General features: G+C 35.8%; 21 protein-coding genes. 12 read left to right on the forward strand and 9 right to left on the reverse strand.

Features of this window, described 5'->3' with window-relative positions:
* The first annotated feature begins 6 nt into the window (after positions 1 to 6).
* Genes VHP32_11625 through VHP32_11635 form a run of 3 tightly spaced genes read left to right on the forward strand, consistent with a single transcriptional unit; the run spans position 7 to position 2,702 of the window.
* Positions 7 to 942 carry a GDP-L-fucose synthase gene (locus tag VHP32_11625; GenBank protein ID HEX2788537.1) on the forward strand — a complete coding sequence of 312 codons (936 nt, stop codon included), beginning with the start codon at positions 7 to 9 and terminating at the stop codon, positions 940 to 942.
* Positions 943 to 962: 20 nt separating this feature from the next.
* Positions 963 to 2,429 carry a glycine--tRNA ligase gene (locus VHP32_11630; GenBank protein ID HEX2788538.1) on the forward strand — a complete coding sequence of 489 codons (1,467 nt, stop codon included), beginning with the start codon at positions 963 to 965 and terminating at the stop codon, positions 2,427 to 2,429.
* Between the two features lie 12 nt (positions 2,430 to 2,441).
* Positions 2,442 to 2,702 carry a SemiSWEET transporter gene (locus VHP32_11635; GenBank protein HEX2788539.1) on the forward strand — a complete coding sequence of 87 codons (261 nt, stop codon included), beginning with the start codon at positions 2,442 to 2,444 and terminating at the stop codon, positions 2,700 to 2,702.
* Between the two features lie 97 nt (positions 2,703 to 2,799).
* Here VHP32_11635 and VHP32_11640 read toward each other — a convergent pair whose 3' ends face one another.
* The 9 genes from VHP32_11640 to VHP32_11680 all read right to left on the reverse strand — a co-directional run bounded on the left by VHP32_11640 (position 2,800) and on the right by VHP32_11680 (position 11,700).
* Entirely contained in the window at positions 2,800 to 3,948 is a 1,149-nt protein-coding gene (locus tag VHP32_11640; protein HEX2788540.1) for a hypothetical protein, read from the reverse strand.
* Positions 3,949 to 4,051: 103 nt separating this feature from the next.
* Positions 4,052 to 4,426, reverse strand: a complete 375-nt coding sequence (locus tag VHP32_11645) for a hypothetical protein (GenBank protein ID HEX2788541.1) — start codon at positions 4,424 to 4,426, stop codon at positions 4,052 to 4,054.
* 85 nt (positions 4,427 to 4,511) lie between these two features.
* Positions 4,512 to 6,233, reverse strand: a complete 1,722-nt coding sequence (locus VHP32_11650) for a M12 family metallo-peptidase (protein HEX2788542.1) — start codon at positions 6,231 to 6,233, stop codon at positions 4,512 to 4,514.
* A gap of 12 nt (positions 6,234 to 6,245) precedes the next feature.
* Positions 6,246 to 6,689 carry a hypothetical protein gene (locus tag VHP32_11655; protein HEX2788543.1) on the reverse strand — a complete coding sequence of 148 codons (444 nt, stop codon included), beginning with the start codon at positions 6,687 to 6,689 and terminating at the stop codon, positions 6,246 to 6,248.
* A gap of 139 nt (positions 6,690 to 6,828) precedes the next feature.
* Complete coding sequence (locus tag VHP32_11660) at positions 6,829 to 9,237, reverse strand: M14 family zinc carboxypeptidase (GenBank protein HEX2788544.1); 2,409 nt, start codon at positions 9,235 to 9,237, stop codon at positions 6,829 to 6,831.
* 68 nt (positions 9,238 to 9,305) lie between these two features.
* Complete coding sequence (gene prfA / locus VHP32_11665) at positions 9,306 to 10,379, reverse strand: peptide chain release factor 1 (protein HEX2788545.1); 1,074 nt, start codon at positions 10,377 to 10,379, stop codon at positions 9,306 to 9,308.
* 3 nt (positions 10,380 to 10,382) lie between these two features.
* Complete coding sequence (locus VHP32_11670; GenBank protein ID HEX2788546.1) at positions 10,383 to 10,748, reverse strand: hypothetical protein; 366 nt, start codon at positions 10,746 to 10,748, stop codon at positions 10,383 to 10,385.
* A 124-nt stretch (positions 10,749 to 10,872) separates the two neighbouring features.
* On the reverse strand, positions 10,873 to 11,211 hold the full coding sequence (locus VHP32_11675) for a hypothetical protein (protein ID HEX2788547.1): 339 nt from the start codon (positions 11,209 to 11,211) through the stop codon (positions 10,873 to 10,875).
* A gap of 87 nt (positions 11,212 to 11,298) precedes the next feature.
* Positions 11,299 to 11,700: a hypothetical protein gene (locus tag VHP32_11680; GenBank protein HEX2788548.1), complete on the reverse strand. Its 402-nt coding sequence runs from the start codon at positions 11,698 to 11,700 to the stop codon at positions 11,299 to 11,301.
* 143 nt (positions 11,701 to 11,843) lie between these two features.
* On the opposite strand from VHP32_11680, the gene VHP32_11685 reads away from it, so the two are divergent.
* From VHP32_11685 to VHP32_11725, 9 genes are all read left to right on the forward strand, one after another.
* Positions 11,844 to 12,119: a toxin gene (locus VHP32_11685; GenBank protein HEX2788549.1), complete on the forward strand. Its 276-nt coding sequence runs from the start codon at positions 11,844 to 11,846 to the stop codon at positions 12,117 to 12,119.
* Positions 12,112 to 12,381, forward strand: coding sequence for an antitoxin (locus VHP32_11690; protein ID HEX2788550.1), 270 nt, complete (start codon positions 12,112 to 12,114; stop codon positions 12,379 to 12,381). The genes VHP32_11685 and VHP32_11690 overlap by 8 nt, the downstream gene beginning before the upstream one ends.
* The gene (locus tag VHP32_11695) at positions 12,371 to 13,321 is read left to right on the forward strand and encodes a BadF/BadG/BcrA/BcrD ATPase family protein (protein ID HEX2788551.1); all 951 of its coding nucleotides are present in this window, start codon (positions 12,371 to 12,373) and stop codon (positions 13,319 to 13,321) included. Before VHP32_11690 ends, VHP32_11695 begins: the two co-directional genes overlap by 11 nt.
* A gap of 120 nt (positions 13,322 to 13,441) precedes the next feature.
* Positions 13,442 to 15,007: a glutamine-hydrolyzing GMP synthase gene (gene guaA / locus VHP32_11700; GenBank protein HEX2788552.1), complete on the forward strand. Its 1,566-nt coding sequence runs from the start codon at positions 13,442 to 13,444 to the stop codon at positions 15,005 to 15,007.
* 118 nt (positions 15,008 to 15,125) lie between these two features.
* Positions 15,126 to 15,842 (forward strand): CAP domain-containing protein, encoded by a 717-nt coding sequence (locus VHP32_11705; GenBank protein HEX2788553.1) that lies wholly within the window; start codon positions 15,126 to 15,128, stop codon positions 15,840 to 15,842.
* Positions 15,843 to 15,949: 107 nt separating this feature from the next.
* Positions 15,950 to 16,273 (forward strand): hypothetical protein, encoded by a 324-nt coding sequence (locus VHP32_11710; protein ID HEX2788554.1) that lies wholly within the window; start codon positions 15,950 to 15,952, stop codon positions 16,271 to 16,273.
* 76 nt (positions 16,274 to 16,349) lie between these two features.
* Entirely contained in the window at positions 16,350 to 17,180 is an 831-nt protein-coding gene (locus VHP32_11715; GenBank protein HEX2788555.1) for a LysM peptidoglycan-binding domain-containing protein, read from the forward strand.
* A gap of 204 nt (positions 17,181 to 17,384) precedes the next feature.
* Complete coding sequence (locus VHP32_11720) at positions 17,385 to 18,365, forward strand: PhoH family protein (protein ID HEX2788556.1); 981 nt, start codon at positions 17,385 to 17,387, stop codon at positions 18,363 to 18,365.
* Positions 18,349 to 19,458, forward strand: coding sequence for an ABC transporter substrate-binding protein (locus VHP32_11725; protein HEX2788557.1), 1,110 nt, complete (start codon positions 18,349 to 18,351; stop codon positions 19,456 to 19,458). Before VHP32_11720 ends, VHP32_11725 begins: the two co-directional genes overlap by 17 nt.
* Positions 19,459 to 19,575: the final 117 nt, after the last annotated feature.

The raw sequence follows: 19,575 nt of genomic DNA on the forward strand, positions 1-19,575 counted from the left end.
ATTTATATGAATAAAAATAGCAAAATAAGTGTGTTAGGCGCAACAGGAATGCTTGGTGGTGCGATTGCACGTCAGCTTGAAAATAAAAATTTCACAAACGTTCAGAAAGTTTCAAGAAGCAAAGGTGTAAATTTTTTGAGCAAGGAAGAAGTTGATAATTACTTCAAAAATGAAAAACCTGAATTTGCTTTTATGGTTGCGGGCAAGGTTGGAGGCATTCTTGCCAACAATACTTATCAGGCAGATTTTTTATATGAAAATGCTGTAATGATTTTAAACGTTCTTGAATCTATAAAAATTTATTCTCCGAAAACAAAAATTTTATATACGGGTTCGACCTGCATTTACCCGAAAGAAAATCCTCAGCCCATAAACGAAAATCGTTTTATGATGGGACCGCTTGAAGAGACAAACAAAGGTTACGCGGTTGCAAAAGGAATGGGAGTTGTTGCGGGACAGCTTTACAGGAAACAATACGGAATGAATTTTATTTCTGCAATGCCGACAAATTTATACGGACTTGGTGATAATTATGACTTGCAGAACAGCCACTTTATTGCCGCAATGATAATTAAGTTTATAAATAACAAGAAAGACGGAACACCGCTCGTATTTTGGGGAACCGGAAAACCGCGCAGAGAAGCGCTTTATGCAGATGACTGCGCCGACGCATGCATTTATCTTATGCAGAATTACGATGGTGAAGACATTGTGAATATCGGAACCGGTTTTGACAACTCAATAAAAGAGTATGTCGAAATCGGGAAAAAAGTTTTTGATTACAAAGGCGATATTGAATGGGATACTTCAAAGCCTGACGGTATGTATGAGAAGCGCACGGATATTTCAAAATTGCTTTCGATAATGCCTGACTACAAGCCGCGTTCTTTTGAAGAAGGATTGCGTGAAGTTTTAAAAACAGATTTTGATTATAAATTTTAAATAAGAACAATTAATAAGATTTGAAACAACAGAAAAACGATACAACAGAAAAGATAGTTTCACTTTCAAAACGCAGAGGATTTGTTTTTCAATCTTCGGAAATTTACGGAGGACTCAACGGATGTTATGACTACGGTCCGCTTGGTGTTGAGCTTTTACGCAACATTAAAGAAGCCTGGTGGCGTGAGATGACTCTGCGAAGCGATGTCGAAGGAATAGATGCATCGATTTTGATGCATCCCAAAGTCTGGGAAGCATCGGGACACGTCGAGAATTTTTCCGACCCGATGATTGACTGTAAAAACTGCAAGTCGAGGTTTCGTGTTGACCATCTTTATGAAACTTTATCTCAAAAAGTTCAAACAGCAATATATGAAACTTTCGTTAAGAATTCTGCAACTACGATAGAAGAATTTGAATCAAAAATTGATGAAGCTACAATTAAGTATTTAAAAGAAAATCCTGATACACCTTGTCCAAGCTGCGGAGCCAAAGGGACTTTTACCGAAGCCCGGAGCTTCAACCTCATGTTCAAAACATATATTGGTCCGCTTGAGGAATCTTCTAATGCAGTTTATTTGCGTCCTGAAACTGCGCAAGGGATTTACGTTAATTTCAATAATGTCCGTGAATCATCACGTCAGAAATTGCCGTTCGGTATTGCGCAAATCGGCAAGGCATTCAGAAACGAAATCAACACAAAGAATTTTCTTTTCAGAACGCGCGAGTTCGAGCAGATGGAAATGCAGTTTTTCGTAAAACCCGGTGAAGATAATAAATGGTTTGAATACTGGAAAGAACAAAGAGTTAACTGGTTTGAAAAATATGGGATGAAAAAGGAAAAACTGAAATTCCATGAACACGAAAAGCTCGCGCACTATGCAAAAGCTGCTTTCGATATTGAATTTGAATTTCCATTCGGGTGGGGTGAAATTGAAGGTATTCATAACAGAACCGATTTTGACTTAAAACGACATTCTGAATTTTCAGGAAAGAAAATCGAATATTTCGACGACCAGACAAAAGAAAGATTCATTCCATATGTAATCGAAACATCCGCAGGTGCATCCCGAAGCTTTTTTGCATTTTTATGCAACGGATATAATGAAGAAGAAGTTAAGAAAGAAAACTCGGACGGAAGTTCATCATCCGAAACAAGAACTGTATTACGTTTTCATCCTGCGCTTGCACCGATTAAAGCGGCTGTCTTTCCTCTCGTTAACCGTGACGGAATGCCTGAAATTGCAAACGCAATAACAAGTGAACTGAAAAAATCTTTTAAAGTTTTTTATGATGAGTCAGGAGCAGTTGGAAGAAGATATAGAAGACAGGATGAATGCGGAACGCCTTATTGTATAACAGTTGACTCACAGACAATCGAAGACGGAACCGTTACAGTTCGCGAGCGCGACTCAATGCAGCAGGAAAGAATTAACAAAGATAATTTATATTCTTACATTTCCGACAAAATAAAATTTAACTTTTAACATCTTAACATTTTGGAGATAAACATTATTACTATCATCGGCTTGTTTGCTGCCGCATGCACGACTTTTGCATATCTGCCCCAGTCAATAAAAACAATAAGGACACGCCACACAAAAGACTTGTCCTTATTTACATTAATACTCCTGGAATTCGGAATTGTAAGCTGGTTGATTTACGGCATAGGCGACAACGACATTCCTGTTATCGCCGCCAATACCATTTCACTTCTTTTTATCTCCGTCATTTTGATTTTTAAGATAAGGTATAAGTGATATTAGATTGTGTCATTCTGAGCGAAGCGAAGAATCCCCTTATTTTCAAGAATTGAGATTCTTCGTCGCTATGCTCCTCAGAATGACAAGAAAGGTGTTAATAATAAAAATGAAAATTCCATTGAAACTCGTTTGCTTTCTGGTCGGGAAGCAGAGTTTCATCATCTACAAAACGCACCATGCCCTCCATCTCTAAGCCATAAAACGGAAATATGGCAACTCCACCGCTGATTCTTTGAACTGTTACATTCGGCAGGTTTATATCACGATTGAATCTTTCATATTGTCCGCGCAGCTCGATTCCTTTTACAATTCTTGCATTAAGCTCTCCATAATAAAAATCGCTTTCGGTTGTAACGCCAAGCACTCTGTTTTCAAGACGGTCAAACTCGCCAAGAAGTGCCACTCGTTGTTTGATGCCCAGTTTGAAAAATCCTCCCCACGCGCGCCGGTTATCATCTATGTGCTGATTCGTCACCGGGTCTCGCGAAACAAAAGGATTATTAAAAAACGATGCTCCTAAATTGAAATAAATATCAGCTTCATCAAACCTAAATGTGTAATCCGTATAAGCCACAAACATTTTTTTGGGGTCACGATCAAAAAATTCAGTGTTAAGTCCGTTGAATATTCCGACATTAAGATTAAAATCACCGGGAGAAATCCCTGCTTCAAGTCCCGCATCTGCCGCATACGGAGTATTAAGCAGAACAAGCCGCTGATACACACGGTGTTCAACAAGCTTTATCCCATAGTTCGGAGTAAATCTACCTGCTTTAAAATATGAATTCCACGGAAGTTTTTTTACAAGCCCGAAGATTTCCGATTTTGTATCGATGCGCGGGATATCGATGCCAATACCGATGTATGCTGCAAGATATTCATTGATATTAACATTTGTATAAAAATCTCCCTGCATTAATAAAAATGTGTTGAGATTTGCCTGTGAAGGAATCTGATTATCAACCTGTGCAATGCGTATATCACCGCCGATTGAAATGTCTTCAGTAATTTTCGGAGAAAATTCCATTTTCTCTGAAATTTTTCTGAATAGTTCCATATTCAGTTCTTCCTTCCCGTATTTTGTGCCGTAGTTATTACGCATAACTCCCCCGGTAGGATTTACGTGACAGTCTACGCATTTATCACCCGTGTAAGCTGAGAATCTCGGATAAGAGTATAAAATTGACGTGGATATAAATAAAAGAAAGGTGAGAAAGAAAAAGAGATGAAGTAGTTTTTTCATTTTTTTAATTTTATTTAAAATAAAAAATCTTAAGGGGAGTTTAAACTCCCCTTCTTCATCCCCGGACTTATAAAGAACTTATGTTATATATTTATCTAAATCTTTAGCTTTGTCTTACTAATGTAACTCTGCCTTTTAGCGGCTCTGCATCTCTTCTGAACACCGAATATCTCCATTCTCCCACAAACTTTGCTTCGACATAATTATATCTCAGATTAAAAAATACGTTCGCATCCGCAATCATCGGGTTTGTGTTTATGAAAACAGCGCTCGTATTTTTTTCCATTGTGCCTTTGAATTTGCCTTCCATTACACCCAATGCTTCAAAATTTTTGTCAACCAAATTTGTAATATTATATGTTCCAGAAATTTCCATATTAACTATGTTACTGACTGTCATTGTTCCGCTCATAATAATCTTTTCATTACCGTCATACATAGTAAAAATATAATCACCGGTTGAAATTCGTGATTCCATTGTTTGCGATCCGCTGCATGAAACTAAAATTATTGCTGATAATAAACATATAAAACCAAGAAATGTTTTCTTCATGTTAATATTTTTATTTTAACAGAACCATTTTTTTTATGTCACTGAATACAACACTATTATCATCTGATTTTTGAGCAATCAGCCGGTAAAAATATACCCCGCTCGAAAGATTAAACCCTGCAGAGTTAAACTGGTATCCGTATGTTCCCGGTCCGAAAGTTTGATTGTTAATCAAGCTTACAATTTCACGTCCAACCATATCATAAATTTTCAGCGTAACAACCGAGTTAACAGGCAACGAGAATTTGAAATTAGTTGTCGGATTAAATGGATTCGGTGTATTTTGAGTTAATGCAAATGTTGACGGCGCTTCAGATGAATTAAGAACTGTTGTCAGACATGGTGCCGAATTATACCATCTTCTGATTGTATCTCCCGGAAGCGGACCAAAGCCTTTGTTAAAATCAATTCCTCCGCCTTGTGCAGTTGACCATAAATGACAATAACTCATAATCGTTCCACGTGTTGGACGAAGATTGCTGAAACAAAAGCCTTCTGCATTATAACAGGAATCTATTGCTCCCGTTGTAGTAAATGGAGTTGTCGGCCAATGGCAGGCATGCGTATGATATGAACCATAATTATGACCCATTTCATGAGCTACTACACCGACTGTCCATGAATAAGTAGGAAAGTTTGAATAATTATTGTCAATATTGCTGAATGCATATCTTCCGTAACTTCCGTTCGACTGGTAAGGAACGCATAAAATGTTAATCCATGCAATACCTCCAAGTCCCGCATTTCTTGTTGATAATAAATGCGCTAAGCTTCCCATAAAATTATTCTGAGTATTTTGTCCAAAAGCTACGAGTATATCATCAGATTGACTCATACTTGCGTATGGATCAATTGATGTCCATGCATCAATTTCGGAAATCTGAACAACTAAATTTTCATTTGCATAAATAGTCGCAACGGAGTTAAACATGCCTGTCACAAAGTTAGCAACGTTCTGCATGTTAGAGCCGTTATCGAGATACATCCTGTTATCGCACTCAAAATAAACCTTAACAGGAGCTGTGCTGCCTGCAGGATTATCTGTAATTTGTTCGGTTATATTATCTTTATAAATAGTAAATTCTTCTTCCCTGCCTTCAAGTCCGCATTTGAAATTACTTGTAATTAACATATCTCTGTCATTATATAGCACATAATTATTTGAATTTGGATTTGTAGTTTTCTCAATTCCTAAAACAAAATTACCTTCATCATTGGAAATTATTCCCATAACCATATTTTCAAATAAACTTAATGAAACAACAGAGTTATTATCGTTTTTAATAATTCCTCTATAATGAACTCCGTTCTTAACGTTTACAATGGTTTTTGAAGAACCGCTTCTTTCTTTAACGACGAATTCAGGAGCAAGAATTTCCGCTTTAATCAATTCAAGCTCGATGTTTTCATTACGATTTTTAGGAATAGTTAAATTCAATGCGTTTGAATTTAAGCTGACAAGTTCTCTTAAACTGCTTTTCGATATTACTAAGGGTGTTGAATTACTTACAATTGATGATAAATTTTCTGTTGCAGGTGATTCATTATAAGTGAATAGCTGTCTTGAACCTGCATTTTCAAAATTTGCTGTTGAAACTTCAGCAGATATTTTATTGAAATGCTGGTTATATTCGGGAGCTTTCAGCTCCGTGTGTGAGGTTTTTGTTAATCCAAAAAACCCTAATGTTATAATAATTATTAATGAAGAAATAGTATATAAAACTTTTTTCATATTAGTATAATTTTATTTGTCTGAAGAATTTTTTGAATCTGACTTTGCATCATTTCCTACAACAGGAGAATCAGTGGTAATCACTTTTACATAGGTCAAGTTCCTGCTTACATTTCTGCCCCTTAATTTTAACTCAGAAGAATTTACGCTTGTTATATCGTATTCAACCCCTGAAGAAGTATATGTAAGAGTGGTTGATGTTGCTGAATAATTTCTGCTGATTGGGGTACCCCCGGGACATTGAAGCAATGCGACCCCATCAGTTTGAAAGGTTACACGTTCATTATAACAAATATCCTGAAGCGCTCCTTCCATTCTGGTCATCTGCCAGGTTCCGATTAATTGTTCGTTTATGCTGCCTGTGAGGAGTTTTTCGCATTCAGAACCGGTGAAGGTCAGATACAATAAAGGAATGAGAATAAAAACAAATTTCGTTTTTTGTAGAATTTTATTCATAATTTGTTAATTAGAATTTTTTCAAAATACCAATGTCTGTATTAAATAGCAATTATAGTTTTTTTGTTTCAAATAAAAAAAACAAAAAGGGCTAAACGCCCTTTCTGTTTTAAAAACACACCAATTTGAATTAAAATTCCTATTTTAGTAACACCATTTTTTTAATATCGCTGAAGCTTCCCGCCGTTATTTTGTAAAAATATGTTCCGCTTGCAAAGTTAGAGGCATCAAAATTTATTTTATAAATCCCCGGATTCATTATTTGGTTAACGAGCGATGAAATTTCTTTTCCGCTTATATCATAAATTTTTATATTTACAAATTCAGTCTTTGCAATGCTGAACTCAAACGTGGTAGCAGGATTAAAAGGATTAGGATAATTTTGTTTTAGCCCAAACCTGTCAGGAACTGATGAGGAAATTTGTTCAGCACCAACCAACGAGCTTCGATAATCAACAACACGGAAGTTATCAACATAAATTCCGTCTCCGGGTAATCCTGAATCAGTAAAATATGTAAATCTGATTCTGATTTTTTGACCAATATATGAGGTCAGGTCAATTTGTTCATTCACCCATGATTTTATATCAGTATATGAGGGCTGGCTGCTTACGGTTCTCGTATATTTGCCTGGCATGCTTGTCCAGGTCGAACCAAAGTTAGAGCTGACCTGAATACGGGCATAATCGAAGGTGCTTTCCGTTGCCCATTTGGCATCAAATTCTATTTTAGGTTTCACCGTATTTGCAAGATTAATTGTATCTATTAATGTAAAAGAATTATTTGAACTATTATTTGAATTGCCATATCTTGAATCTGCAAATGATTTCAATCCGCTGTAATTTGATACATAAGAAGTGTCCCACTGTAATCCTGTTCCGGCTCTTGTCCATTTTGAAATTCCGTTCTCTGCATTATCAAGAAATAATGTATTCCTTGCGCCCACATAAAATGAGATTGTATCGCGCGAAGTCTCGACATTCTCCTGCTTCACTAAAACCATAAGCTTTACTTCATCCCCGACATTTGCAGAATTTGAAACAATAAATTTAAATGGATTTGAAGCATTGTTTTTCAAGCTTCTTGATGGTATGCTGTCATAATTTATTGATGTAACAAGCGGTGATGCAAGTCCTGACAGCGAACTCATAGTCACCTCAACATTTTTTGAAGTTTTTGAAAGACCTTTATTTTTAATATCAACCTGAATCTGCAAAGTATCGTTTCTATATCCCCATCCTTTGCCGTTAAGTTTCCAGCTTTTAAAATCAGCATAAGCTCCCGAAACCCATGTGAGATATTTTAAACCGTATAAATTCTCATTGCATATCGGAATAATTGTCGCTTGGGATGGCCAAAATCCGCTCCCTCCAAGTTCAGGAGTCCAGCAGTATGTTCCGATTGAGTGAAGATAATCACGTGTTGTTCCGCTTGAATAATAATCAAGCATTTCTATTACCGTTCCATATAAATAATTATTACTTGGAGCAAAATCGCCTGCGAACTCGGAATAAATTTCGTATGATACAGATGAATCATTATATCCGTAAGGATTCAAGTATCTTCCGGCTACCGAATGCATGGAAAAAGCAATCTTAGGTCTTACAGCATCGACAATATTTTTAATTGCCTGAGATTCAGGTTCTGAATTTGCAGAAGGACCTCTATAGGTATCACTGCAGGGGTCATTGCTTGAACCTGAGTTCAGCCCGTAACCGTAGCTGTAATTTCTGTTAAGGTCAACACCGAAACAGCTTCCGTTGTTTCTTCTGTTTTTTCTCCAATTGCCTCCGCCGTTCGGATTTGTTGTCTGATTGTAAACATAACCGTCCGGATTTACAATAGGAACGAAAAATATCTCACGATTATTGACAAGATACTGAACCTCCGGATTTGATGCATAATTATCCAATAAGTAATTTATGTAATACATCATTGCCATCATGGAGATCGGCTCTCGAGCATGATGAACAGCATCATAGTATACAGGAGCTTCGGTTGCTGATTCATTCGCATCAGGATTATCAGAAACTTTTACCATCCAGATTTTTCTTCCTTCGGCTGTCGTGCCTCTGTCTTGCTTAACAGTGATCAAATTCGGATACTGCAATCTGAATGAATCAAGCTCACGAACAACTTCATCGTATTTATAATGACCGCCCATTGTTCCGTATTCAAATCCGTCAATATTATCACTTCTTTTTATTTGTTCACTTCGTTCCAAATCCTGCGGACTTGATGGCTGTCTGTTAGCGTGGTATTCATCCATATCAGGAATTGTTATTTCATAAGCAAAGCCGGAGTTTTTTAATCTTGTAATCTCTGCTTGATTTATTACAACGGTTATGCCTTCATGTATATGACCTGTGTAATGCTCAACATCTATTCCCGACATCTGCAACCGCTGAATGTCTGAAGATGAGTTAAGTCTGATTTTAACTTCAGAGTATTTTTCATAAGGGTTGCTTTCATAGTTTTGTTGAAAGTCAAACCGTAATAAAAATACTGCAATTATGAATATTAACGTTGTAGAAAGAAAGGTTTTCATTTTTTTAGTTTTAAATCAATTTAAATCAATGAGGATATAATATATATTATTATATTGGTTAATTAAATTTAAGCCGCTGCACCTGCGAGAACTTCCGCACGGTAAGCATTTTTAAGCTTGTCAATAACTTCTTCAAGGTCGCCTTCCATAACTTCAGAAAGATTATAAAGTGTAAGACCAATTCTGTGGTCAGTAAGACGGTTTTGGGGGAAATTGTAAGTTCTTATTTTTTCGCTGCGGTCGCCTGATTTAACCATCGATTTTCTTTGTGATGAAAGTTCCTTTTCGCGCTTCTCAAGCTCTGATTCATATAACCTTGAACGTAAAACCTTCATTGCCTTCTGACGGTTTTTTAACTGTGAGCGTTCATCCTGACATTGCACTACTATTCCTGATGGTATGTGTGTAATTCTCACTGCAGTTTCAACTTTGTTCACGTTCTGACCGCCTGCGCCGCCTGCGCGATAGACATCAATTTTCAAATCATTTTCGTTTATATCAACATCAAAATCTTCCGCCTCCGGAAGCACCGCAACCGATGCAGCAGAGGTATGAACCCTGCCATTTGCTTCGGTTTTCGGAACTCTCTGAACACGATGAACACCGCTTTCAAACTTGAGCTCTCCATAAACACCTTTTCCCGAAACGCTTAAAATAACTTCTTTTAATCCCCCGGGTGTTGAAGATTCATTATAATCCATAAGCTCGGTTTTCCAGCGCTTGTTTTCAAAATATCTTGAATACATCCTGTAAAGCTCCGCAGCAAATAATGCTGCTTCCTCACCGCCTGTTCCGGCTCGTATTTCAAGTATTGCATTTTTAGAATCCGCCGGGTCTTTAGGTATCAATAACTCTTTTATTTCATTTTCAATTTCAATAAGTTTGTTCTCTAACTCTTCCTGTTCAATCTTCGCCATTTCTTTCAGCTCGGCATCATCGGTATTATATAACAACTCCTTATTATCATCAGCACGCTTTCTGGTGTCGTTATAATTATTATAAGCATTAACAATATCCGTTAAATCGGAATACTCCTTTGAAAGCTCACGGTATTTTTTCTGGTCATTGATTACATTCGGGTCGGCAAGAAGTTCAGCCAGCTCAGCATATCTTTGCTTCACTTTTTCAAGTCTTTCAAACATATTTTAATAAATATTCCTTTCTCTTAAATAAGTATCAACATCGGGCTTATTGAGATATTGCAAAATTAAAATTCCAAAAATCAGACTCACTACGTTTCCTGTCAATATCGAAACTATATCCATTACAGCTGCATTTCTCATTGTTCCTGCTGTTCCCGGCTGGTTCATAGAATTCAATTTCGAATAAGCCATGAAATCCAATATACATGCAACAAGATTTATAATCGGGAAAATTCCTGTTATACAGCCCAAACCGCAGGTTGCAATTCCTCCTATTACGGTAGTTCCTCCCCATCCGAGAAGAATGAGTATGTTTACTATAGCCGAAATAAGGAAAAAAGTTTTCGAGGTATTAAGTTCTGATGGCATATTTAGTTAGATACTGGGATTCCCGCCTTCGCGGGAATGACTTATACTAATAAAAAAAGAGCAACCCCGTTTTACGGCTTAAGCCGTTTGTCAGGATTGCTCTTCAAAATTAAATAAAACTAATCTATTTTACTAAGTTAAATTTTTCTCCAAATTGACCGATTAAAGGCAGTGGTTGAACCTTGCCCTGAAGCGCGTTCATACATCCCATTATCAGGAATATTAACCATGGAATATATAAAATCAGACCTATACCGCAGGTTATGGTTCCGACGATGCCTGCAATAATGTTAAAAATTAATAAGACAATTGATTGTTCTGTGTGGAACATCACAAACTTGTTTGTTCTATATTCATCCATCAACAACGGAACGAAAAAGATAAGGTAAGCAACAAACGCCATTGTTTTTCCTTTTTCAATTTCCTCGGGGGTAATGTGAAGCTGTCTGGTAGATTCTGCCATTAATATAATTCTCCTTAAGTTTGATTTTTAGAGTTGTGAAAGAATAAAACCGGGCTAATTCCTGATAAAATTCTTGTGTTAAAAATTTTATCTGAAAATAGCTTTAATGCTGCCCCATGTACTTCTTATTCCTGAAACTGAATGGATTACGGATATATTATAACTGTATGAATGCGAACCGTTTGATTCAATATTTTTAAGACGGTAATAATATATATCATTATTTCTCATATCTACTGAATTATCCTGGTAGGAATAATATGAGTTACTTCCCTTTGCATTAAATGATTCTATATAGATAAAGTTTTCGGTATTGCCGGCGCTTCTTTCGAGTTCGAATCTTTGAACACCGTTTTCATTACTTGTTTTCCATTCAATGAAAACACCGTCGTTGTTGGTGCGCGCAGTAAAATATTGCAGCGTCGCTCCTGCAAGAAGCGAACCGGAAATTAATATGAATGTGATTAGAAGTGGTAAAGCTTTTCTCATATAACCTTAGCATAAATTATAATCATTTTTTGTTAATATCAAGGACTTTTTAAGACGGAAAAATATCAACTATCCAATTTTTATATGCAAAAAATAGTTTTTCTTTGTATTGACAATAGGCACACATTTGTGTAATTTTAATCATGAAATATTTTGATTGGAATGAATCAAAAAACACAAAATTGAAGAAAGAAAGAGGCATTTCTTTTGAAATTATTGTTAGCCAGATAGAACAAGATAAAATTCTCGACATAATTGAAAATCCTAATAAAAAAAAGTATAAAAACCAGGAAATTTTTATAATTGAGTATGAAAACTATGCTTATTTAATTCCTTTTTCAGAAGATGAAAAAAAAATATTTCTAAAAACAATTATCCCAAGCAGAAAAGCAACAAAAAAATATTTAAACTATGGCTAAAAAATTAACATATGAAGATGAACTTTTAAAATCTTACGAAGAAGATGAATGGAAGTCTGTAAAGAATTTAAAAGAGAGAAAAAGCGTATATAAACAATATGCAAAAAATACATTTCTTAAAAATAAAAGAATAAATATCCGTATTTCTGAGAAAGATTTGATAAGCTTAAAAGTGAAATCCTTGGAAGAAGGCATTCCTTATCAATCTTTAATCACTACAGTAATTCATAAATACCTTAAAGGCAAACTTAGTGAGAACTGATAAAGATAGCTTTTACTTAGGCATAGACGCGGGTGGGACAAAATGCGAGTTGATGATTGCCGATGTAAACCTCAAAAAAATATACGAGTCTAAATTTAAGTCACTTCACTATTCCATTGTCGGAGCAAAGGTCATTGCCGAAAAGTTTTCCGCTCTTATAAAAACCGTCTTAAAGAAAAATAAGCTTGACATAAAAAACTGCAAAGGTATCTGCATAGGTCTTGCAGGAGCTCGCGAAAATGCCGACAGAAAATCTCTTAAAAAAGAATTTTCAAAACGGTTAAAGTTCGATAAAATCAGAATTGAAACCGATACTATGACAGGTCTCTACGGTGCATTCAACGGTGCCGACGGATTGATTTTAATTTCGGGGACAGGTTCGGTTTTATTCGGAAAATCAGGGGAAAAAATTTACCGTGTCGGCGGTTGGGGACGAATTTTAGGCGATGAAGGAAGCGGATATTGGATTGGGCTTCAGGCATTAAAAAACGCTGTTAAAGAATACGACCTTTTGCAAAAGCCACAGAGTTCACAGAGAAAAACCAAACCGTTACCCAAAAAAAGTTTGCTTGCTCGTTCACTTGAGAAAAAATATGCTCTGAACGAGATAAATATTGTCGAGCAGGTATTTCATGGCAATTTCCCTATTCAAAATGTCGCACCGTTGGTTTTGAAGCTTGCCGGAAAAAAAGATAAGGTATGTTTGAAAATTGTCAATGATGCAATTGACGGGCTTTTGCATCATCTGGAAACCTTTCTTAAAGTTGCACGGAGGAAAAAATCAATTGATGTTGCTTTCATCGGCTCTATAATAGAGACAGATAATCCGCTTTCAAAAAAATTCAAGCAGCGAATAAAAAAAGAACTGCCGTTAATTAATGTAGTTAAGAAAAAAAATCCGCCTGTTTATGGTGCAATCATTCTTGCTTCTAAATTTTGACGCTGAATTTTTATGATTTCCTTATGATTTAATATGTTTATTTTTTGTTTTACGTTTGCCCTTTTACGTTTAATTATCTTTATAAACCTTATAACTTTCAAACCTGATAAACTATTTTAGATGCATAAACTCGACTTCATATTAATCCTTGACTTCGGTTCTCAATTTACTCAACTCATTGCAAGACGATTGCGTGAAATGAACGTCTATTGCGAAATCCATCCTTATAATCTGGACGTTGAAAAATATTTTCAATCAAAAGATAATTATACTTTGAAGGGTGTAATTTTATCGGGCGGACCGTCAAGTGTTCTGGATAAAAGCTCACCAAAGATTTCTGTTAAAGATTATAATTATATAGCTAATCAAAATATTCCTATTCTTGGAGTTTGTTATGGACTGCAGCTGCTTGTTCATTTGAACAAAGGCAAGGTTCATAAATCTACACACCGCGAATACGGTTACACCAAAATTCACACTTTAAAACCGGGTAAGCTGTTTAAAGGAGTGAGCAATGAATTCATTGCATGGATGAGTCATGGTGATTCTATAATTAATATGCCTGCGGGTTTCGATATAAAATCACGAAGCTCGAACAAAGTCGTGAGTAGTTTTGAGTATCCGCAGAAAAATCTATATGGTGTGCAGTTTCATCCTGAAGTTCATCATACTCAAAACGGCACACAGATTTACAAAAACTTTGTTTTCAACATATGCAAAGTTAAGCATTTGTTTAAACCTCAGTCATTCATTGATGACAAAATTGAAGAAATAAAAAAACTGACCGGTAACGGCAAGGTTTTGTGCGCTCTCAGCGGCGGAGTTGATTCTTCTGTTGCCGCATTGCTCGTTCATAAAGCAATAGGCAAGAATTTAATCTGTATGCACATAGATAACGGCTTGATGAGAAAAAACGAGAGCAAAAAGATTATCGAACTGTTTAAAAAGAATTTCAAGCTCAATCTTATTTTTGTAAATGCAGAAGATATTTTTCTGAAAAGATTGAAAGGCATTACTGACCCCGAACAAAAAAGAAAAATCATCGGCAATACATTTATTGAAGTATTTGAAAAAGAAACAAAGAAGATTAAAGGAATAAAATATCTCGTTCAGGGGACGCTTTATCCCGATGTGATTGAATCCGTTTCATTCAAAGGACCTTCTTCGACAATAAAAACACATCACAACGTCGGAGGACTTCCGGAAAAAATGAAATTTAAATTAATAGAACCATTCAGGGAATTATTCAAAGATGAAGTCCGCGTCATCGGCAAGAAACTCGGGCTTCCCGATTTTGTTCTTAAACGCCATCCGTTCCCGGGACCCGGACTTGCAATCAGAATTCTTTCTGACGTTTCAAAAGATAAACTGGATATTTTGCGTGAGGTAGATGACATTTATATAAACGAAATTAAAGAGCATAAGCTTTATAATGAAATTTGGCAGGCGTTTTCTGTGCTTTTGCCCGTTCAGTCGGTCGGAGTCATGGGCGATGAGCGAAGCTATGAGAACGTTGTTGGACTTCGCGCTGTTACATCAAAAGACGGTATGACTGCAGATTTTTATCAGTTTGAAAAAGACTTTCTTACTTCCGTATCCAGCAAAATTATCAATAGAGTAAAAGGCGTCAACCGTGTTGTCTATGACATCAGCACAAAACCCCCCGCTACTATAGAGTGGGAGTAAAAATATTTTGATTGTCATCCTGAACGAAGTGAAGGATCCCCTTACTAGGGCGAATGAACATCTTAATTATAAAAAAAATGGGATTCTTCGCTGCGCTTAGAATGACACTAGAAATATTATGAAAATTTTAACATTCATTTCATTAATAATACTTTCTTCAATAATACTTTCTTCCTCTTCCGCATTACCTCAGTCCAATTGCAATCAAAGCTCACTCGAAGCATTAATCAATGCCGTCAATACATACCGGGCAAATAAATCCGAATGGAAATCTGTCGACCAGCCTGAATACACTTTAGTCGGTGCAAATGAAAACGAGAAAGGAAATATTACTCTCTCTACCAATAAAGACCTGATGCACTCAGCAAACGAAACCGCAAAGAAGCTTGCCTCTATTAACTCATTTAATATGGACCATAACATGAACGGCGAAGGAGCAACTATCCGCGCATTGAAAGACGGATGGTTTCCGTCGTTCAATAAATTATTTACTGCCGATGTCATTCCTCCGTTCACCATGGTGCTTGAATGTTTCGAAGCATCAAATGCAAATCCGCACTGGGAAGAAATTCTCGACGGATGGAAAAACAGCACGCCTCATAACTCAATTTTGCTCACAAGCGGCGGCACGTCAATCGGCTGCGGATGCGAAACAAACTCAAGCGGAGTCTCTTATTGGGTGTTATTGGTAGAAGCCGAAGGACTGATTTTAGAACCCGATTCCAATATGGATAAATACTTCAAAGAAGGCGTTTTTTATAAAGAAAAAGAAAGTATGAAAGGAAAAGATTTATCGAAGTACAAAGCGTATGAAGTATATGAATTCGTAAAATAATAAAATCGACTAGATTTTAGCTATTTCCCTGCCTCAAAAAAAACACATCCACTGTCCACTTTTTTAGAATTAGACTTGACATCTATCAAAATTCTGCTTAGTTTTGAGTGAAAATTAAAACAATTTTTATAAACCAGCCAATTAAAAATTCAGGAGGTACTCAAATGGCAAAAACAAAAAAACTCTTCGCGATGTTTTTTGTTGCGGCATTATTTTCAGGCTCCGTATTAATCACCGGTTGCGGTGGTGGTCCAAGCCCTGAGCAAATGCAACAGTTAAACGACTTAAGAGCAGAAGTCGAATCATTACAGTCACAAGTTAATGACGCTCAAAGTCAAAAATCTCAATTAGAGAGACAAATTGCTGATAAAGACGCAAAAGTAAAAGCTTACTTGAACGAAATCGCTAATGTTCAAAAAAGATGTCCGTAATCTTTTAACTTAAACAAATTTATCAGATTTGCAAAAAATTTTAAAACAAAAAAATTTTCAAAGGAGAAAATTCAAAATGAAATTACATAAATTATTACTCATACTCTTTGCGTTCTCCTTGACTTTTGCAACCAATTTTGCTACTGCTCAGGATGACGATATGTCATCTGAAGAAGAAATGACAATGGAGCAATGGCAAGCACAAATGGATGAGCTTACAGTCAGAAAGAACGACTTAATGAATCAGTTGAACTCTTTAAACAGAGACGTTGATGCATTAAGAAAACAATCATCTGATTTAGATGCAGCTGTAACAAAAGGTGAAAACGACCTTTACGGTGCAGTTGGTTCAACAAAATCAGGTGTTGCTGATTACAGAGGTAAATTCGAAGCAATCGAAAAAAGAGTTAACAGCTTGAACTGCGGTTCTGCTTCACAAGCTGACATCGATGCAGTTAATAAAGATGTTGCTACTCTTGGTGCTTCAAAAATAAGATGTTTAAATGAGTTCTGGGACAGATACAACAAAATGACCACCAAAATGGCTGGCTGCAAACCTGCAGGACCAAGCGGATACACAGTTGTTAAAGGTGACTGCTTATGGAAAATTGCCGGTATGTCAAACATTTATGGTAACCCAAGACTATGGCCTGCATTGTGGGAAGCTAACAGAGACGGTATCTCAGGTTTAGCACCTACAGCTCACAAGAGAACTCCTATGAAGATCACAAACCCGAACTTAATTTATCCGGGTCAGATCTTGAAAGTTCCTGCTTTAACAGATGCACAAAAGAAAGATTATCTTGCAAAGAAATATAGTGCAAGAAACTGGAGAAGTGGTACTACAAGAATGAAAACTACTACAAAGACCACTAAGACAGACGAAAAGACTGACACTAAGAAGTAATTTTTTTAGTGAACTTCTTTTATAAATTTGTAGTTAAAAGCCATTATATCCACGATATAATGGCTTTTTTCATTTTATGTCATTCCCGTCCCGTATCCAGTACGGATAAACTCCGGTCGGGAATCCAAAGAAATTTAATTATTTATTAAATTTAAAAATTTTAACAGTCTACAAAATTTACATTTTAGATACTGATACTTTCAAATGACTGAAAAAAAAATACAACTTACCGGCGCTGATTTACTCGACTTCACAGGTTTTAATGATGAAAAACTGAACCTTATTAAAGACAGCTTTGACGGAAACATAACCCTTCGCGGTGATACACTTTATATTAAAGCTGAAAACGAAGAGCTTGAAAAAATCGATAAAGTCGTGAGCGAGCTTCTGTTCCTTCAAAAAAAACAGGGGACAATAAAAAACGATGACGTAAAGCTCATACTTGAGCTTATTGAAAGCAACGAAGACAGGCTTAACAATTTTAACAAAAAGTTTAATGTTAACACTCAGGATTTAAAAAATATAATTCTGTTTAAGAAAAATGACTTCGTAAAACCTCGCACACAAACACAGATCGAATACACAAACGCAATCAACAATAACGACATAGTTTTTGCAATCGGTCCTGCAGGAACGGGCAAAACTTATCTTGCCGTTGCATTTGCTGTTGCTGCGTTGAAGAATAAATTAATCAATAAGATAATTCTTGCAAGACCTGCTGTTGAAGCAGGCGAAAGCCTGGGATTTCTTCCGGGCGACCTGTCTGAAAAAGTTGACCCATATTTACGCCCTTTATATGATGCTCTTGAAGATTTAATTTCTATTGAAAAGATGAAAACCTATATGGAAAGAAACGTGATTGAAGTTGTTCCACTTGCATATATGAGAGGAAGAACTTTGAACAACGCATTTCTCATTCTTGATGAAGCGCAGAATGCTACTGCTATGCAGATGAAAATGTTTTTGACCAGGATAGGGGCAAACTCAAAGGCAATCATTAACGGAGACGTTACGCAGATTGACCTTCCTAAAAAGGAAATATCAGGATTAGTTGAAATACAAAACATACTCAAAGGGATTGAAGGAATTGAATTTGTTTATTTTAATAAAACAGACGTAGTCCGCCACAGATTAGTAAAAGAAATTATTGATGCTTACGAAAAGTATAATGACAAAAAAGATTAAATATTTTTTTATTGCCCTTTTTATTTTTATTGCTGGCAATAGTGTGTCAGCCCAGCAAAAAATCGGACTTGCGCTTCCACTTATGTCAGAGTCAGGAAGCGATGCGGATAAAAAAGTAGGTGAATATATACTTAAAGGGGTAACAGATTCTTACAACGAATATAAAGCAAGCAATCCAAAAACAAAAATTGAAATTAAGCTCGGCGACACGCAAAAAAATCCTGAAGTGTTTTATAATATGATGCTTTCATATTCAAAAGATAACAGCGTCATTGCGGTTTTAGGTCCTATATTCAGCGCTGAAATGTATGTAATGAAAAGCATGGCAAGTACTTTGAAGCTTCCCATAATTTCTCCGACAGCAACGGCTGACAATCTTGCATCTGAATCAGAATATCTTTTTCAATTAAATCCTGATTATACAATTCGCGGCTCATCAATGGCAAGGTATGCTGTTAAGGAACTGAATTTTAAAAACATTCTTGTCCTCAGCGAAAATAAATACGGAAGATTTTTTTCACAACCATTTATCAATGAAGTTAATAAAAACGATGGCACAATAATTGATACATTTTATTACGACAATGCAGATTTAATTGAAAGCGGCTTTATAAAATTTAAAAACACCATAAATACACAAAAACCCGACGCTATTTATATATCCATCGCAAGCCCTGCAGATATTAATGTAATCTCTCCTCTTTTAATCAAATATTACCCCGATTTGCCGGTTCTTGGTTCAAGTGATTGGAATAATAAGGAAACTTTATTGCAGAACAAAAATAATATAAAAACGTTATATTATGAATGTGATTTTTACTTAAATGATTCATTGAGTAATGTTTATTCAGGAAAGAATTTTTCCGAAAGTGAATTGAGAAATTATTTATTTGGCTATAATTCAATGAATTTTCTTCTGCAATCCTGTGAAAATAATTTAAGCAGAAATAAATTACAAAATTACTTAAACCAGCAAATTGATTACCCCGGCATCCAAAACAACATTGTTTTGAAAAACAGAATCAATCATTCATTATCAATAATGAGTTTTTTTAACGGAAAACTGGAAAAATTAACTGACTATATTTATTGAGTTTATTAAGTATTTTGCAATAATTCATCAGTTTTTATACTTTGTATTTTAAAAAATATACATTTATTTTATACTTGAAAAGCATTATCATTTTTTTGAAATAATGATTAAATTCAT

This window comes from Ignavibacteria bacterium (assembly GCA_036262055.1).
GTDB lineage: Bacteria > Bacteroidota > Ignavibacteria > Tepidaquicellales > Tepidaquicellaceae > DATAJP01.

What these genes read in the sequence shown, in the direction of transcription:
- VHP32_11625 (HEX2788537.1), top strand. Translation starts at nt 7, where the DNA reads ATGAATAAAAATAGCAAAATAAGTGTGTTAGGCGCAACAGGAATGCTT.
- VHP32_11640 (HEX2788540.1), bottom strand. Translation starts at nt 3,948, where the DNA reads ATGAAAAAACTACTTCATCTCTTTTTCTTTCTCACCTTTCTTTTATTT.
- VHP32_11645 (HEX2788541.1), bottom strand. Translation starts at nt 4,426, where the DNA reads ATGGAATCACGAATTTCAACCGGTGATTATATTTTTACTATGTATGAC.
- VHP32_11650 (HEX2788542.1), bottom strand. Translation starts at nt 6,233, where the DNA reads ATGAAAAAAGTTTTATATACTATTTCTTCATTAATAATTATTATAACA.
- VHP32_11655 (HEX2788543.1), bottom strand. Translation starts at nt 6,689, where the DNA reads ATGAATAAAATTCTACAAAAAACGAAATTTGTTTTTATTCTCATTCCT.
- VHP32_11660 (HEX2788544.1), bottom strand. Translation starts at nt 9,237, where the DNA reads ATGAAAACCTTTCTTTCTACAACGTTAATATTCATAATTGCAGTATTT.
- prfA (HEX2788545.1), bottom strand. Translation starts at nt 10,379, where the DNA reads ATGTTTGAAAGACTTGAAAAAGTGAAGCAAAGATATGCTGAGCTGGCT.
- VHP32_11670 (HEX2788546.1), bottom strand. Translation starts at nt 10,748, where the DNA reads ATGCCATCAGAACTTAATACCTCGAAAACTTTTTTCCTTATTTCGGCT.
- VHP32_11675 (HEX2788547.1), bottom strand. Translation starts at nt 11,211, where the DNA reads ATGGCAGAATCTACCAGACAGCTTCACATTACCCCCGAGGAAATTGAA.
- VHP32_11680 (HEX2788548.1), bottom strand. Translation starts at nt 11,700, where the DNA reads ATGAGAAAAGCTTTACCACTTCTAATCACATTCATATTAATTTCCGGT.
- VHP32_11685 (HEX2788549.1), top strand. Translation starts at nt 11,844, where the DNA reads ATGAAATATTTTGATTGGAATGAATCAAAAAACACAAAATTGAAGAAA.
- VHP32_11690 (HEX2788550.1), top strand. Translation starts at nt 12,112, where the DNA reads ATGGCTAAAAAATTAACATATGAAGATGAACTTTTAAAATCTTACGAA.
- guaA (HEX2788552.1), top strand. Translation starts at nt 13,442, where the DNA reads ATGCATAAACTCGACTTCATATTAATCCTTGACTTCGGTTCTCAATTT.
- VHP32_11705 (HEX2788553.1), top strand. Translation starts at nt 15,126, where the DNA reads ATGAAAATTTTAACATTCATTTCATTAATAATACTTTCTTCAATAATA.
- VHP32_11715 (HEX2788555.1), top strand. Translation starts at nt 16,350, where the DNA reads ATGAAATTACATAAATTATTACTCATACTCTTTGCGTTCTCCTTGACT.
- VHP32_11720 (HEX2788556.1), top strand. Translation starts at nt 17,385, where the DNA reads ATGACTGAAAAAAAAATACAACTTACCGGCGCTGATTTACTCGACTTC.
- VHP32_11725 (HEX2788557.1), top strand. Translation starts at nt 18,349, where the DNA reads ATGACAAAAAAGATTAAATATTTTTTTATTGCCCTTTTTATTTTTATT.